Consider the following 15,092-nt stretch of genomic DNA (forward strand, 5'->3'; position numbering starts at 1 on the left):
GTATGCCTGCCGCGAGACTGCGCGGCTTCCGCAGCGGCCGCAAGACGCATTCTGCATGCAGAACGCAATTTTTTGCATGCAGATCGAACCGGTGTTGCACTCTCGTGAGAGTGCCTTATGCATGCAGAATGCGAACGTGACGCCCTCGAGGCGCGCGAGCTGAGGAGACGGCCAGATGGACACTCTCGGACATGACGGCGCGCGGCCCGACGGCAACCCGGTGGAGAGCGGGGGCGCCGCCCAGGCGCGGCCGCTGCCGCTCGCCGGCCTGCGCGTCCTCGACGTGACGCAGGTGATGGCGGGCCCGTTCTGCAGCATGCTGCTCGCCGATCTCGGCGCGGACGTGATCAAGGTCGAGCCGCCGGGCACCGGCGATCAGACCCGCGGCGCCATGGGATTCAAGATGAAGGGGTCCGACAGCATGGGCTTCCTGAACATGAACCGGAACAAGCGCAGCATCGCGATCAACCTGAAGAGCGAGGCCGGGCGGGCGCTGTTCCTGAAGCTTGCCGCGAGCGCCGACATCCTGGTCGAGAACTACCGGCCGGGCGTGATGAAGAAGCTCGGCCTCGGATACGAGGTGCTGCGCCAGCACAATCCGAAACTGATCTACGCCAGCATCTCGGGCTTCGGGCAGTCGGGCCCCTGGGCCATGCGGCCGGGCTACGACCTGATGGCCCAGGCCATGTCGGGGGTGATGAGCGTGACCGGCCATCCGGGCGGGCCGCCGGTGAAGGCCGGCGTGCCGGTGGCCGATATCGGCTGCGCCCTGTTCACCGTCTACGGCATCCTCAGCGCCTATATCGGCCGCCAGACCAGCGGCGAGGGCCAGTATATCGACGCCTCCCTGTTCGACGCGGCGCTGGCCTTCTCGATCTGGGACATATCCGAGTACTGGGGCACCGGCCGGATCCCGGAGCCGCTCGGCACCGCGAACCGGATGAGCGCGCCCTACCAGGCGGTGCGCGCCTCGGACGGCTACTTCGTGATGGGGGCGACCAACCAGAAGCTCTGGCGCCTGCTCTGCGAGGTGCTCGCCCGGCCCGACCTCGTCGAGGATCCCCGCTTCGTCGACATCCCCGCCCGGCTCGCCCATCGGGAGGTGCTGATCGCGGAGCTGGAGACGAGCTTCGCGGCGAAGACCGCGGAGGAATGGGTCGCGCTGATGCTCGCGGCCGGCATCCCGGCAGGCCGCATGAACACCTATCCGGAGGCCTTCGAGAGCGAGCACGGCCGGCACCGGCAGATGCGGATCGAGGTGCCGCATCCGATCGAGGGCAGCGTGCCCAATATCGGCTTCCCGGTGAAGTTCTCCGGGACGCCGCCGCGGACACGCCGGCACGCGCCCCTGCTGGGCGAGCACACCGAGGCGCTGCTGCAGGAGCTCGGCCTGGATCAGGAGGCGGTCGAGACGCTGCGCCAGGGCGGCGCGTTCGCGCCGTGAGCGGGACGGAGCGGGAGGGCGCGGTCCGCTACCGCGCCGAGGGCGGGGTCGCCCACCTCACCTTCGACCGGCCGGCCGCGCGCAACGCCATGACCTGGCGCATGTACGAGGAACTGGCCGAGGGGCTCGCCCGGATCGAGGCCGACCCGGCGATCCGGGTCGCGGTCCTGCGGGGGGCGGGCGGCAAGGCCTTCGTGGCCGGCACCGATATCGAGCAGTTCGTCGGCTTCACCGGCGCGGACGGGGTCGCCTACGAGACGCGGATCGACGCCTATGTCGAGGCGCTGGAGCGGGTGCGCGTGCCGACGCTCGCGGTGGTCGAGGGGCTCGCGGTCGGCGGCGGCCTCGCCATCGCGAATGCCTGCGACCTGCGCGTCGCGACGCCGGGTGCGCGGTTCGGGGTGCCGATCGCCCGGACGCTCGGCAATTGCCTGTCGCCGGCCAATCTGCGCCGCCTGACCGCGACGCTCGGGCTGCCGGTGGTCAAGCGGATGCTCCTGCTCGCCGAGATGCCGGAGGCCGAGACCCTGGCGCCGCTCGGCTATCTCGCCGGGATCGCCCCGGCGGAGGCCCTCGACGCGACGGTCGCGCAGATGTGTGACCGCCTGCTCGGCCACGCGCCCGTGACGATGCGCGTGACCCGTGAGATGCTGAACGCGCTCGCGCTCGATCCGGAGGCCGACGGCAGCGCCGGCATCCGGGCCTGCTACGGGAGCCGGGATTTCCAGGAGGGCGTCGCCGCCTTCCTGGGCAAGCGCCCGGCCGCGTGGTCGGGAACCTGACGCGGGCCCGACCCGTCCAGCCTGCACCCGCCGGAACCGCCGATGTCCCTCTACGCCCTCGACGATCACGCACCCGTCCTGGAGGATGACAGTGTCTGGGTCGCACCCGGCGCGCACGTGATCGGGCGGGTGCGCCTCGGCGCCGGGGCGAGCGTCTGGTTCGGCGCCGTCCTGCGCGGCGACAACGAGGAGATGCGCGTCGGCGCGCGGACCAACATCCAGGACGGGGCGGTGCTGCACTCCGATCCCGGCTTCCCGCTGACCATCGGGGAGGGCGTCACCATCGGTCACCGCGCGATCGTGCATGGCTGCACGATCGGCGACAACGCGCTGATCGGCATGGGCGCGACGGTGCTGAACGGGGCCCGGATCGGCCGGAACTGCATCGTCGGCGCCAACGCCCTGGTCAAGGAGGGCGCCGAGTTCCCCGACGGCAGCCTGATCGTCGGCATGCCGGCCAAGGCGATCCGCAGCCTCGACGCGGCCGGCGCGGCCGATCTGCGCCGGCTCGCCGAGCATTATGTCGGCAATGCCCGCCGCTTCGCCGCCGGGCTGGTCCGCCGCGACGGGCGGGATGAGGCGAGATAGCGCTTGCGACCGCGCATTATGAATGCACAATCATGCATGATCGCCTCCGGCCGGGAGGGGCGCCGCGCGCCCGGCCCCGGCGGCCGGCCGCGATCAGCCGGGCGGCGCCCGTAGCCGCGTCCTCCCGGCGAGAAGCCCGGCGCTCAGACCGGGCCGATCCAAGTGGGAGGACGCCGGATGATCACGATACCCAGACGCATCACAGCGCCCGGCATGGTGCTGTTCCTGCTCTGTCTGATGTACTTCATCACCTATGTGGACCGGGTGAATGTCGGCACCGCCGGCCCGGCGATCAAGGCGGAGCTCGGCCTCTCGAACATCGAGCTCGGCCTCGTCTTCTCGGCCTTCGCCTACCCCTACGCGGTGTTCCAGATCGTCGGCGGCGCCATGGCCGACAAGTGGGGCGCGCGGCGCACGCTCTTCATCTGCGGGCTGATCTGGGCGGCGGCGACCGTCGCCACCGGCTTCGTCGGCGGCATGGTCTCGCTCTTCCTCGTCCGCTTCGCCCTCGGCTTCGGCGAGGGCGCCACCTTCCCGACCGCGACGCGCGCCATGCAATCCTGGGTGTCGGCCGACCAGCGCGGCTTCGCCCAGGGCATCACCCATTCCTTCGCCCGCTTCGGCAACGCGGTGACGCCGCCCCTCGTCGTCCTGATGATGGCGTTCGTCGGATGGCGCGGCGCATTCGTCGTGCTCGGTGTCCTCAGCTTCATCTGGGTCGCGGCCTGGGTGCTGTACTACCGGGACGACCCGCGCGCGCATCCGGGCATCACCCGCGCGGATCTCGACCGCCTGGCCTTGAGCGCGCGCAAGCCCGCCGGCCCGCGGCCTCCCGTGCCGTGGAGCCGCCTGGTGCCGCGCATGGCCCCGGTGACGCTGACCTATTTCTGCTACGGCTGGTCGCTCTGGCTGTATCTCAACTGGCTGCCCTCCTTCTTCAAGGAGGGCTACGGGCTCGACATCAAGAACTCCGCCCTGTTCGCCTCGGGGGTGTTCTTCGCCGGCGTCGTCGGCGACACGCTCGGAGGGGTCGTCTCCGACCGGATCCTCAAGAAGACCGGCAACCTGCAGAAGGCGCGCCGGGACGTGATCTGCGTCGGCATGCTGGGCGCGGCCGCGTGCCTGGCGGGCGTGTTCCTGACCAAGGAGCTCACCCTCGTCGCCCTGCTGCTCAGCGCCGGCTTCTTCTTCCTGGAACTCGTCATCGGGCCGATCTGGTCGGTGCCGATGGACATCGCGCCGCAGTTCGCCGGCACGGCGAGCGGCCTGATGAATTTCGGCTCGGCCTTCGCGGCGATCGTCTCGCCGCTCACCTTCGGCCTCATCGTCGACATGACCGGCAACTGGATCCTGCCCTTCGCGGGCTCGATCGGCCTGCTCCTGCTCGGGGCGGCGCTGGCCTTCCGGATGCATCCGGAGCGCCCCTTCGAGGCCGAGCCGGAGGCGCCGCCGCGCATCCTCCCCGCCGAGTAGGCCGGCCTGGGCGTCCCGCGCCCCGGCGCCCGGCCCTCCGCGACGTTCCGCCGGATGCGCTTAATCCCTCGATTTCGCGCATCCAGGCGAAGCATTGCAGGGGACTGTCAGGGGGCTCGGGACAATGCCCAAACAATGAGCGTTGATCGACCGCGACCGTAAAGAACCGCAGCTTGACGGTCCCCCGCGCTTCGAGAATGTTGCATTCAGAGTGCCACGACGAAGGGCACGCCGCGCCAGCGGTCGATTGGGAGAGGAAACGATGACCTTTACGGGACGCGCGGCGGCCGCCGCGCTGTTGTGCTCGATCGCCTTCGCCCCGTCCTGGGCGGCGGATCCGATCAAGATCGGCCTGAGCGGCCCCTATACGGGCGGCTCCTCCTCAATGGGTGTCTCGATGCGGGACGGCGCCAAGCTCGCCGCCGCCGAGATCAACAAGGCCGGCGGCGTGCTCGGCCGGCAGATCCAGCTCGTGGAGCGCGACGACGAGGCCAAGAACGAGGTCGGCGCCCAGGTCGCGCAGGAGCTGATCAACAAGGAGAAGGTCGTCGCCACCGTCGGCTTCATCAACACCGGCGTGGCGCTCGCCGCGCAGCGCTTCTACCAGGAAGCCGAGATCCCGGTGTTCAACAACGTCGCCACCGGCACGATCATCACCAACCAGTTCAAGGAGCCGGATTACGACGCGAACTACGTCTTCCGGAACTCCGCCTACGACGTGCTCCAGGCCGGCCTGATGGTCGACGAGGCGCTGGCGCAAGGGCACAAGAAGATCGCGATCCTCGCCGACTCGACCAATTACGGCCAGCTCGGCCGCGAGGACATCGAGAAGTATCTCGCCGCCAAGGGCGTGAAGCCGGTCGCGGTCGAGAAGTTCAACATCAAGGACGTCGACATGACGGCCCAGCTGCTCAAGTCGCAGCAGGCCGGCGCCGACGTCATCCTCGCCTACGGCATCGGTCCGGAGCTCGCCCAGATCGCCAACGGCATGGCCAAGCTCGGCTGGAAGGTGCCGATGATCACGAGCTGGCCCTCCTCGATGCAGAGCTTCATCGATATCGCCGGCTCGAACGGCAACGGCGTGATCATGCCGCAGACCTTCATCGAGGATCAGACCCTGCCCAAGCGCAAGGCCTTCCTGGAGAACTACTACAAGACCTACGGCGTGACGAAGATCCCGACCCCCGTGGCCGGCGCGCAGGGCTACGACTCGATCTACTTGCTCGCGGCGGCGATCAAGCAGGCCGGCGGCACCGACGGGCCGAAGATCCGCGCCGCCCTGGAGAACCTGAACGAGAAGGTCGAGGGCGTCGTCACCACCTACGACAAGCCCTTCACGGCCAAGGACCACAACGCGATCTCGCGCAACATGGTCGTGTTCGGGAAGGTGCAGGACGGCAAGATCGTCTACGCCAAGCCGGAGGACGCCAAGAACGCGGGCGTCGTCCGCGTCAAGGAGAAGTCCTCGAACTGAGGCCGCGGGCCGGGGCGTGTCGCCCCGCCCCGGCCTCCCCGCAAAAGGCGTCCGTCCACCTCTCGACCCCATCCTGGGGTGCCGCGGCAGCGGCCTCGAAGGAGGCCTCCAGGGGGCGCGGTGGTGTCTGGAGGCCTCCTTCGAGGCCTCCGCTCCCGCTCCGGCACCTCAGGATGAGGTGGTGGGTGGGATCGGCAGACGACCGGAAGGCGCATCTCGGACCGCCCCCGATCCCGCCTCTCGCCCGTCACATGCGATGGCACGGGCCTACGCAGACCGACCTCCCGCGGCACCGCCGCGGGCTCCCCATCCCGACCCTCCCCACGGCGCTCCCATGGCCATCCTGCTCCAGCTCATCGCGTCCGGCGTCGCGGTCGGCATGATCTACGCGGCGATCGCGTTCGGCTATCAGCTGACCTTCGCCACCTCGAAGACGCTGAATTTCGGCCAGGGCGAGGCGCTGGCGCTCGGCGCCCTGTTCGGCCTGACGCTGGTGCCCTTCATCGGCTACTGGCTGATGATCCCGCTGGTCCTGGTCTTCGGCTTCGCCCTCGGCGCCGTGGTCGAGCGCCTGGGCGTGCGGCCGGCGGTGAAGATCAAGTCCGAGTACGGGTGGATCATGGCCACCATCGCGCTCGGCATCATCTTCAAGAACGTCGCCGAGAACGTCTGGGGCCGCGACGACCTGAAATTCCCCTCGCCGCTCCCGGAGACCGCCATCCAGGTCGCGGGCATCCGCGTGCTGCCGATGGAGCTGCTCATCGTGGCGGGCGCGCTCCTGATGATGCTCGCGGTCGAGATCTTCAACCGCAAGTCGATCTGGGGGAAGGCGGTCGTCGCCACCTCCAACGACATCGACGCCGCCGGCCTGATGGGCATCAACACCCAGCGGGTGATCACCCTGTCCTATTCGATCAGCGCCATGACGGCGGCCTTCGCGGGCGTGCTGGTCGCTCCCGTGACGCTGACCGGCGCCACCATGGGCGCGGTGCTGGCGCTGAAGGCCTTCGCGGTGGCGATCATCGGCGGCCTCGAATCCGGCCTCGGCGTCATCGTCGGCGGCCTCATCCTCGGCGTCGCGGAGACGCTGACCGGCTTCTACATCTCGACCGGCTACAAGGACGTGCCGGGCCTGATCCTGCTCCTCGTCGTCCTCTCGCTCCGTCCCGTCGGCCTGTTCGGCAAGGCGGTCATCAAGAAGGTCTGAGCGTGTCGCCCCGCCTCTCCCTCCTCACGGCAGCCTGACGCCATGGCGCAGACCCTCGCCCCCGCCGACGCGTCCGCGCCGGCCTCCGCCCCGAGCCTGTCGCGCTATGCCGGGCTTCTCGGCGCCGTGCTGCTGGTGGCCTTCCTCGCCGCCTTCCCGCACGTGGTCACGAGCTCGTACTACGTCCACCTCGTCATCGTGATCGCGATCTACGCGATCCTGATCCTCGGGCTCGACATCGTGGTCGGCTATACCGGCCAGGTCAGCCTCGGCCATGCCGGCCTGTTCGGCGTCGGCGCCTACGCGGCGGCGGTGCTGTTCCTCCACTTCAAGCTCGGGCTGTGGTGGGGGATCCTGGCCGGCATCGGCGTCACCTCGGCCTTCGGCGTGCTGCTCGCCGTGCCGGCTTTGCGCGTCACCGGCCCCTACCTCGCCATGGTGACGCTCGCCTTCGGCACCATCATCCAGATCTTCATCAACGAGCTGACGCCGCTGACCAACGGCCCGCTCGGCATCACCCTGCCGCCGGCCCGCGTCCTCGACTTCTCCCTCCTCGGCATGCAGGCCCCCTGGGGGGCGGCCGGGCGCAAGCTCGAATTCTACTATCTCACCTGCGCGGCCCTGCTCGCCACCATCGTGGTGGTCAACCGGGTGGTGCGCTCGCCCTTCGGCCGCGCCTTCGAGGCCCTGCGCGACTCGCCGATCGCCTGCGACTGCATGGGCGTCAGCGTCTACCGCTACAAGGTCTACGCCTTCGTGATCTCGGCCGCGCTCGCCGGGCTCGCCGGCGCGCTGTTCGCGTGGTCGGAGCGCTACGTGGCGCCGAACTCCTACGGGTTCGAGCTGACGGTGCTGTTCCTGCTCGCCGTCACCATGGGCGGCCGGAAATCCCGCGCCGGGCCGATCATCGGCGCCGCGATCATTGTGATGATGCCCAACGTGCTCGCCGATATCGAGCTGGTGCGGATCATGGCCGGGATCATCGCGGCGGCCGCCCTGGTGGTCGGGGCCATGGCCTTCCTGCGCCGCCGGGAGAACCGCTTCGCGCTGCTCGTGCCGATCGGGCTCTGCCTCGCCTTCTTCCCGGCGACGCTCGCGCTGCAATCCGTCACGGATTTCCGCCTGACGGTGTTCGGCCTGATGATCCTGTTCGTGGTCTATTACCTGCCGGACGGCATCGTCGGCTTCGTCCGCGAGGTGATCCCGGCTCTGCGCCCGGCCCACACCGCGGAGGGCAAGAGCCTGCATGCGGAGGGCGCGGCGCTGAGCGCCCAGAGCGGCGGCGCCGGGGCCGACCCGCTGCTGACCGTCGAGCAGGCGCTGATGCAGTTCGGCGGCCTCAAGGCGCTGGCCGGCGTCGATCTCACGGTGCGGCCGGGCACGATCCACGGGCTGATCGGCCCGAACGGCTCGGGCAAGAGCACGATGATGAACGTGCTCACCGGCATCTACAAGCCGACCGCGGGCTCGGTGACCCTGGCCCGGGCCGGCGGCGCCAAGCGCCTCGACGGGCGCACGCCCTCCGAGATCGCGGCCTCGGGCGTCGCCCGCACCTTCCAGAACGTGCAGCTCTTCCGCGAGATGACGGCGCTGGAGAACGTGCTGGTGGGCCTCCACCACAGTTTCCGCGGCAACCTGTTCGACGCGATCCTCGGCACCCCACGGCGGCGGCGCGAGGAGCGCGAGCAGCGCGCCCGCGCCATGGCGATCCTCGACTTCGTCGGGCTGGGGCCGCTGGCGCAGGTGGAGGCGCGCAACCTCCCCTACGGCAAGCAGCGCCTCCTCGAGATCGGCCGGGCGCTGGCCCTCGATCCGGTCCTGCTGCTCCTCGACGAGCCGGCGGCGGGCCTGACCGCCCCCGACATCGCCGAGCTGACGGCGATCATCCGCAAGATCCGGGACGCGGGCATCACCGTGATCCTGATCGAGCATCACATGGATGTGGTGATGGGCCTGTGCGACCGCGTCAGCGTGCTCGATTTCGGCCACAAGATCGCCGAGGGCAGCGCCCGCGCGGTGCAGGAGGACCCGAAGGTGATCGAGGCCTATCTCGGCAGCCCGGTCGCCGACGAGGAGACGGCCCATGCTTGAGGTCTCGGGTCTCTCGGCCGGCTACGGCCAGATCGAGGTGCTGCACGGCCTCGACTTCGCGGTGCCCAAGGGTCAGGTGGTGGCGCTGATCGGCTCGAACGGGGCCGGCAAGACCACGACCATGCGGGCGCTCTCCGGCATGATCCGGCCGCGGGCCGGCTCCATCCGCCTGAACGGGCGCGAGATCGGCGGCCTCGACAGCTACGACGTCGCCCGCTTCGGCCTCGCCCACTCGCCGGAGGGGCGGCGGGTCTTCCCGACCCTCTCGGTCGAGGACAACCTGACGCTCGGTGCCTTCCCGCGGCTGACCGGCTCGCGGCCGAAGGGCGATGTCGCCGCCGACCGCGACCGCGCCTTCGAGCTGTTCCCCCGGCTGAAGGAGCGGCGCACGCAGCTCGCGGGCACGCTCTCGGGCGGCGAGCAGCAGATGCTCGCCATGGGCCGGGCCCTGATGCTGCGCCCTGAGATCCTCCTCCTCGACGAGCCCTCCATGGGCCTCGCCCCCAAGCTGGTGGAGGAGGTGTTCCGCATCATCCGGCAGCTCAAGGCCGAGCAGGTGACGATGCTGCTGGTCGAGCAGTTCGCCATGGCGGCCCTGGGCGTCGCCGATCACGCCTACGTGCTTGAGAACGGCCGCATCCGCTTCCAGGGTCCGGCCCAGCAGCTGCGCAACGACCCGGCGGTCCGCGCGGCCTATCTCGGCGGCAGCCACTGATCCGGCCGATCCCCGTGTCGGGATTCGGCCCTTCCCATCCCCCACCTCATCCTGAGGTGCCGCAGCGAAGCGGAGGCCTCCTTCGAGGCTCGGCTGATGCCTCGCACCTCAGGATGAGGGAGAGGAATGGGACGAGGCGGATCTCCGCGGGACGATGCTCGAACCCGTTCGATCGGCGACGGACTGCCGCGTGCCCTGCCGACCGGCGGCCTTAAGCGACGAGCCAGGTCACCAGGAACAGGCCTGCGAAGAACAGGGCCGAGGTCGCCGCGACGGCAGCGACTTCGCGGTGCTCGAGAATGACGACGCGGGACGTGGCAAGCATGGGGCAACCAGATCGGTTCCGATCCTGGCAGGGTCGGGCCCAAAGCTTGACGCTTCCAGGGCAAGTCCTCCCATCCACAGCATCACGTCCGCGCCTGTCGCTTTCACGGCACAGCTGACCGGACGGGCGCCCGAAGCCTGCGGCTGACGTCGACGCGGGTGTGTCGGTGGCTCCGATGGCGGATGTGAGGGCGGCTGTCATCGCAGCGCCATGGCCGACGTGTAGCCGCCTCATCCCGAGGATCAGGAGGCCCTGCCATGACCGCGCTCAACCGCTCGCAGGAGGCGGAGGCCGCCGAGGATGCCGGCTCGAACGCCAGCGCTAACCCGACCCTCGGCGAGGTCGTGGCCGCGCGCTTCCACCGGCGCGACCTGCTGCGCGGAGCGCTGGCGGTCGGCGTGATCGGCGCGGTGGTCGGGCCCCGGGCGCTCGCGGCGGCGGAGGCCTCGCCCTTCCCCTTCCGCGAATTGCCGGCCGGCTCCGATGAGCGCCACCATGTCGCCGAGGGTCACGACGCCGAGGTGCTGATCCGCTGGGGCGACCCCGTCCTCCCCGGCGCGCCGCCCTTCGATCCGCATGCCCAGACGCCCGAGGCGCAGGCGAAGCAGTTCGGCTACAACAACGACTTCCTCGGATACTTCCCCCTGCCCGGCGCCGCCGACCCGGCCGGGCACGGATTGCTGGCGGTGAACCACGAATACACCAACGAGGAGCTGATGTTCCCCGGCCTCGGCCGGCAGGAGGGCAAGGCGGCCTTCGCCGGCATGTCGAAGCACCTCGTCGACATCGAGATGGCGGCCCATGGCGGCTCGGTGATCGAGGTGCGGCGCGATGGGAGCCGCTGGCGGGTGGTGCCGGATTCGGCCTTCGCCCGCCGCATCACCGCGACGACGCCGATGACCCTCACCGGCCCGGCCGCGGGCTCCGCGCGCCTGCGCACGGCGGCCGATCCGGACGGCCGCTCCGTGCTCGGCATGATCAACAACTGCGCGGGCGGCACCACGCCCTGGGGCACCTGGCTCACCTGCGAGGAGAACATCAACTACTACTTCACCGGCACGCTGGCCGCGGATTCTCCCGAAGCGCGCAACCACAAGCGGCTCGGCATCCCGGGCAACCTCTATGCCTGGGGCCGCTTCCACGAGCGCTTCGACATCGGCCGCGAGCCGAACGAGCCGAACCGCTTCGGCTGGGTGGTGGAGATCGATCCCTTCGACCCGAACGCCGTGCCGAAGAAGCGCACCGCCATGGGCCGGTTCAAGCACGAGGGCGCCGCCGGGATCCTGGCCCGGGACGGCCGCTACGTCGTCTTCCAGGGCGACGACGAGCGCTTCGACTACGTCTACCGCTTCGTCACCGAGGCCACGGTCGACCTGCGCGACACGGCGGCCAACCGGGACATCCTCGACCGCGGCACGCTGTCGGTCGCCCGGTTCGACGCGGACGGGCGCGGCGCCTGGCTGCCGCTCGTCTTCGGGGAGGGCCCGCTCACCCCGGCCAACGGCTTCCGCGATCAGGCGGACGTCCTGATCGAGACGCGGCGCGCGGCCGATCTTCTCGGCGCCACCAAGATGGACCGGCCCGAGGACGTCGAGGCCAATCCGAAGACCGGCAAGGTCTACGTGATGCTGACCAACAACAGCCGCCGCAAGGCGGAGCAGGTCGACGCGGCCAATCCCCGGCCCGAGAACCGCTTCGGCCACATCGTCGAGATCGGCCCGGACGCCGGCGATTTCGCGGCGCCGGCCTTCGCCTGGGAGGTGCTGGTGCGCTGTGGCGACCCCGCGGTCGCCGCGGTCGGCGCCACCTTCTCCTCGGCCACCACGCAGGATGGCTGGTTCGGCATGCCCGACAATTGCGCGGTCGACAGCCAGGGCCGGCTCTGGGTCGCCACCGACGGGAACTCGGCCGCCCGCACCGGCCGCGCCGACGGCATCTGGGCGATGGAGACCGAAGGGGCCGGCCGCGGCACCGCCAAGCACTTCTTCCAGGTCCCCACCGGCGCCGAGATGTGCGGCCCCTACTTCACCCCCGACGACACCACCTTCTTCGTGGCCGTGCAGCATCCGGGCGAGGCCGACGAGGAGGACCCGAAGGCGGAGCCCGCCACCTTCGAGAAGCCCGCCACCCGCTGGCCGGATTTCGACGCGAACCTGCCGCCCCGCCCCGCCGTGGTGGCGATCACCAAGCGCGGCGGCGGGCGCGTGGGGACCTGACGGAGAGCGAGCGATCGCCATGTTCGCGCGCCCTCCTCCGCAGAGCGGGAGGGCGCGCAGTGGCACCGGCGCAACCGGACGATCGTGCCGGGCCGCTCCCTCCCGCCTCGCGCGCGCCCCTACCCTGCCGCGATCAGCCCTTCTTAACCAACCCCATCCCATGTCATGGGAGGTCGCGCCGCTCCGGCCGGGCCCTGCCCGGCCGCTCCTGCGGTGCGATGGCCCCTTTCTGTTTCCGGTTTGTTCCGGTACGGTCAGAGGATGAAGGCGAATGCTGCACGTTCTCCCGCCGCGGCCGGTGCCGCAAAACCCGCATCGCGGAGCCGTCGCGTGAGCGATCCCGCGCGCGACCTCTTCGCGGGCAAGGCGCCCGCCGCGAGCCCGACGCCGACCGAGCGGCGCCGCCTCGACACCAGCGCGGCCGTGGCACCGCTCGCTGCCGTGCAGGCGGCCGAGGGCGGCTACGACGCCTCGGCCATCGAGGTGCTGGAGGGGCTGGAGCCGGTGCGGCGCCGGCCCGGCATGTATATCGGCGGCACCGACGAGCGGGCGCTGCACCACCTCTTCGCCGAGGTCATCGACAACTCGATGGACGAGGCGGTGGCGGGGCATGCGAGCTTCATCGAGGTGGAGCTGGAGGAGACCGGGGCGCTGGTCGTCACCGATAACGGCCGCGGCATCCCCGTCGACCCGCACCCGAAATTCCCGGGCAAGTCCGCGCTCGAGGTCATCATGACCACGCTGCACGCGGGCGGTAAGTTCGATTCGAAGGTCTACGAGACCTCCGGCGGCCTGCACGGCGTCGGCATCTCGGTGGTCAATGCGCTCTCCGACCTGCTCGAGGTCGAGGTCGCCCGCAACCAGACCCTCTACCGCCAGACCTTCTCCCGCGGCCTGCCGACGAGCGCCCTGGAGCCGGTCGGGCGCGTCCAGAACCGCCGCGGCACGAAGGTGCGCTTCCACCCGGATGCGCAGATCTTCGGCTCGCTGAAGTTCGACCCGCGCCGCCTGTTCAAGATGGCGCGCTCCAAGGCCTATCTGTTCGGCGGCGTCGAGATCCGCTGGCGCTGCGCCCCCGCCCTCCTCGAAGGGCTGGCGGACGTGCCGGCGGAAGCCGTGCACCGCTTCCCCGGCGGCCTGCGCGACTACCTCGCCCGCGACATCGAGGGGAAGGAGCTCGTCACCGATGCGATCTTCTCCGGCAAGGTGACGAAGCCCGGCAGCCACGGCTCGCTCGAATGGGCGGTGGCCTGGATGGTCACCGACGACGGCATCTCCTCCTCCTACTGCAACACGATCCCGACGCCGGAGGGCGGCACCCACGAGGCGGGCCTGCGCGTCGCGCTGCTGCGGGCTTTGCGCGAGCATGCCGAGCGCGTGAACCAGGCCAAGCGCATGACGGCCGTCACCACCGACGACGTGATGGCGACCTGTGCCTCCATGCTCTCGGTCTTCATCCGCGAGCCGGAATTCCAGGGCCAGACCAAGGACAAGCTCGCCACCGTCGAGGCCTCCCGCATCGTCGAGACCGCGATCCGCGACGCCTTCGACCACTGGCTCGCCGCCTCCCCGGCCCAGGCCAACAAGCTGCTCGACTGGGTGATCGACCGGGCCGAGGAGCGCCTGCGCCGCCGCCAGGAGAAGGAGGTCGCGCGCAAATCCGCCACCCGCAAGCTGCGGCTGCCCGGCAAGCTCGCCGATTGCTCGGCCGCCGGCACCACCGGCTCCGAGATCTTCATCGTCGAGGGCGACTCGGCCGGCGGCTCGGCCAAGCAGGCGCGCGACCGCGCCACCCAGGCGATCCTGCCCTTGCGCGGCAAGATCCTGAACGTGGCCTCGGCCTCGCGCGACAAGCTCGGCGCCAACCAGCTCATCTCGGACCTGACGCTCGCGCTCGGCTGCGGCACGGGGGCGAATTTCCGCGAGACGGATCTGCGCTACGAGAAGGTGATCATCATGACGGACGCCGACGTGGACGGCGCCCATATCGCCTCGCTGCTGATCACCTTCTTCTACCGGCAGATGCCCAAGCTCATCGATCGCGGGCATCTCTACCTCGCGATCCCGCCGCTCTACCGGCTGCAGCAGGGCACCAAGACGGCCTATGCGCGCGACGACGCGCACAAGGACCAGCTGATCAAGACCCAGTTCAAGAACGGCAAGGTCGAGATCGGCCGCTTCAAGGGCCTCGGCGAGATGATGCCGGCGCAGCTCAAGGAGACCACCATGGATCCGAAGAAGCGCACGCTTCTGCGGGTCGCGGTGCTCGACGAGGCGCGGGAATCGACCGGCGACACGGTGGACCGGCTGATGGGCAACAAGCCCGAGGCGCGCTTCGCCTTCATCACCGAGCGCGCCGCCTTCGCCGAAGGCACCGACCTCGACATCTAAGGTCCAGGGATCCCGAAGGGACGTGTCCCTTCGGCGGGTCCAGGGCAGAGCCCTGGAATTCATCGGGGCTCAGCCCCGATACCCCGCCAAAGGGATGATCCCTTTGGAATCCCGGACCCTTGAAACGCAGAAAGCCCGGCCGTGAGGCCGGGCTTTCCCGTTTCGGCTGGAGCCGTCCGGGCCCCGAAGGGCCCGGCAGGGTCTTAGTACGAGCCGAACTTGTAGTTGATGCCGGCGCGGACGACGGCGAACTCGGTGTCGTTGCGGCGGCTGGTGGCGCCGGAGACGACGGTGACGCCGGTGCTGCTGAGGGCGACCGGGATGCCGGTGGCGCCGACGGCGAACAGGCCGTTGTTGCGGTTGCCCTGGTCGAGGTTCACGTACAG

General features: G+C 70.1%; 10 protein-coding genes and 1 pseudogene. 10 read left to right on the forward strand and 1 reads right to left on the reverse strand.

The window, feature by feature from the left end; translation table 11 throughout:
• Positions 1–175: 175 nt before the first annotated feature.
• From MET9862_RS08920 to parE, 10 genes are all read left to right on the forward strand, one after another.
• Positions 176–1,444, forward strand: coding sequence for a CaiB/BaiF CoA transferase family protein (locus tag MET9862_RS08920; RefSeq protein ID WP_142582677.1), 1,269 nt, complete (start codon positions 176–178; stop codon positions 1,442–1,444).
• Positions 1,441–2,226, forward strand: coding sequence for an enoyl-CoA hydratase (locus MET9862_RS08925; RefSeq protein ID WP_142582678.1), 786 nt, complete (start codon positions 1,441–1,443; stop codon positions 2,224–2,226). The genes MET9862_RS08920 and MET9862_RS08925 overlap by 4 nt, the downstream gene beginning before the upstream one ends.
• A gap of 42 nt (positions 2,227–2,268) precedes the next feature.
• On the forward strand, positions 2,269–2,814 hold the full coding sequence (locus MET9862_RS08930) for a gamma carbonic anhydrase family protein (RefSeq protein WP_142582679.1): 546 nt from the start codon (positions 2,269–2,271) through the stop codon (positions 2,812–2,814).
• Between the two features lie 177 nt (positions 2,815–2,991).
• Positions 2,992–4,287, forward strand: a complete 1,296-nt coding sequence (locus MET9862_RS08935; RefSeq protein ID WP_142582680.1) for an MFS transporter — start codon at positions 2,992–2,994, stop codon at positions 4,285–4,287.
• Between the two features lie 262 nt (positions 4,288–4,549).
• On the forward strand, positions 4,550–5,761 hold the full coding sequence (locus MET9862_RS08940) for an ABC transporter substrate-binding protein (protein ID WP_142582681.1): 1,212 nt from the start codon (positions 4,550–4,552) through the stop codon (positions 5,759–5,761).
• Positions 5,762–6,095: 334 nt separating this feature from the next.
• Positions 6,096–6,968 (forward strand): branched-chain amino acid ABC transporter permease, encoded by an 873-nt coding sequence (locus MET9862_RS08945; RefSeq protein WP_142582682.1) that lies wholly within the window; start codon positions 6,096–6,098, stop codon positions 6,966–6,968.
• Positions 6,969–7,010: 42 nt separating this feature from the next.
• Positions 7,011–9,059, forward strand: coding sequence for a branched-chain amino acid ABC transporter ATP-binding protein/permease (locus MET9862_RS08950; protein ID WP_142582683.1), 2,049 nt, complete (start codon positions 7,011–7,013; stop codon positions 9,057–9,059).
• A complete protein-coding gene (locus MET9862_RS08955; protein WP_142582684.1) occupies positions 9,052–9,774 on the forward strand; it encodes an ABC transporter ATP-binding protein in 723 nt (240 codons plus the stop codon). Before MET9862_RS08950 ends, MET9862_RS08955 begins: the two co-directional genes overlap by 8 nt.
• Before the next feature lie 582 nt (positions 9,775–10,356).
• The gene (locus MET9862_RS08960) at positions 10,357–12,315 is read left to right on the forward strand and encodes a PhoX family protein (RefSeq protein WP_142582685.1); all 1,959 of its coding nucleotides are present in this window, start codon (positions 10,357–10,359) and stop codon (positions 12,313–12,315) included.
• A gap of 330 nt (positions 12,316–12,645) precedes the next feature.
• Entirely contained in the window at positions 12,646–14,706 is a 2,061-nt protein-coding gene (gene parE, locus MET9862_RS08965) for a DNA topoisomerase IV subunit B (RefSeq protein ID WP_142582686.1), read from the forward strand.
• A 203-nt stretch (positions 14,707–14,909) separates the two neighbouring features.
• Here the strand turns inward: parE and MET9862_RS08970 are convergent.
• Positions 14,910–15,092: pseudogene (locus MET9862_RS08970) on the reverse strand (porin family protein); the annotation flags it as partial.

It is taken from the genome of Methylobacterium symbioticum (assembly GCF_902141845.1).
Taxonomy (GTDB): domain Bacteria; phylum Pseudomonadota; class Alphaproteobacteria; order Rhizobiales; family Beijerinckiaceae; genus Methylobacterium; species Methylobacterium symbioticum.

Bases quoted from the DNA above. Each gene is read 5' to 3' on its own strand.
- MET9862_RS08920 (WP_142582677.1), top strand. From the start codon at position 176: ATGGACACTCTCGGACATGACGGCGCGCGGCCCGACGGCAACCCGGTG.
- MET9862_RS08930 (WP_142582679.1), top strand. From the start codon at position 2,269: ATGTCCCTCTACGCCCTCGACGATCACGCACCCGTCCTGGAGGATGAC.
- MET9862_RS08935 (WP_142582680.1), top strand. From the start codon at position 2,992: ATGATCACGATACCCAGACGCATCACAGCGCCCGGCATGGTGCTGTTC.
- MET9862_RS08940 (WP_142582681.1), top strand. From the start codon at position 4,550: ATGACCTTTACGGGACGCGCGGCGGCCGCCGCGCTGTTGTGCTCGATC.
- MET9862_RS08945 (WP_142582682.1), top strand. From the start codon at position 6,096: ATGGCCATCCTGCTCCAGCTCATCGCGTCCGGCGTCGCGGTCGGCATG.
- MET9862_RS08950 (WP_142582683.1), top strand. From the start codon at position 7,011: ATGGCGCAGACCCTCGCCCCCGCCGACGCGTCCGCGCCGGCCTCCGCC.
- MET9862_RS08955 (WP_142582684.1), top strand. From the start codon at position 9,052: ATGCTTGAGGTCTCGGGTCTCTCGGCCGGCTACGGCCAGATCGAGGTG.
- MET9862_RS08960 (WP_142582685.1), top strand. From the start codon at position 10,357: ATGACCGCGCTCAACCGCTCGCAGGAGGCGGAGGCCGCCGAGGATGCC.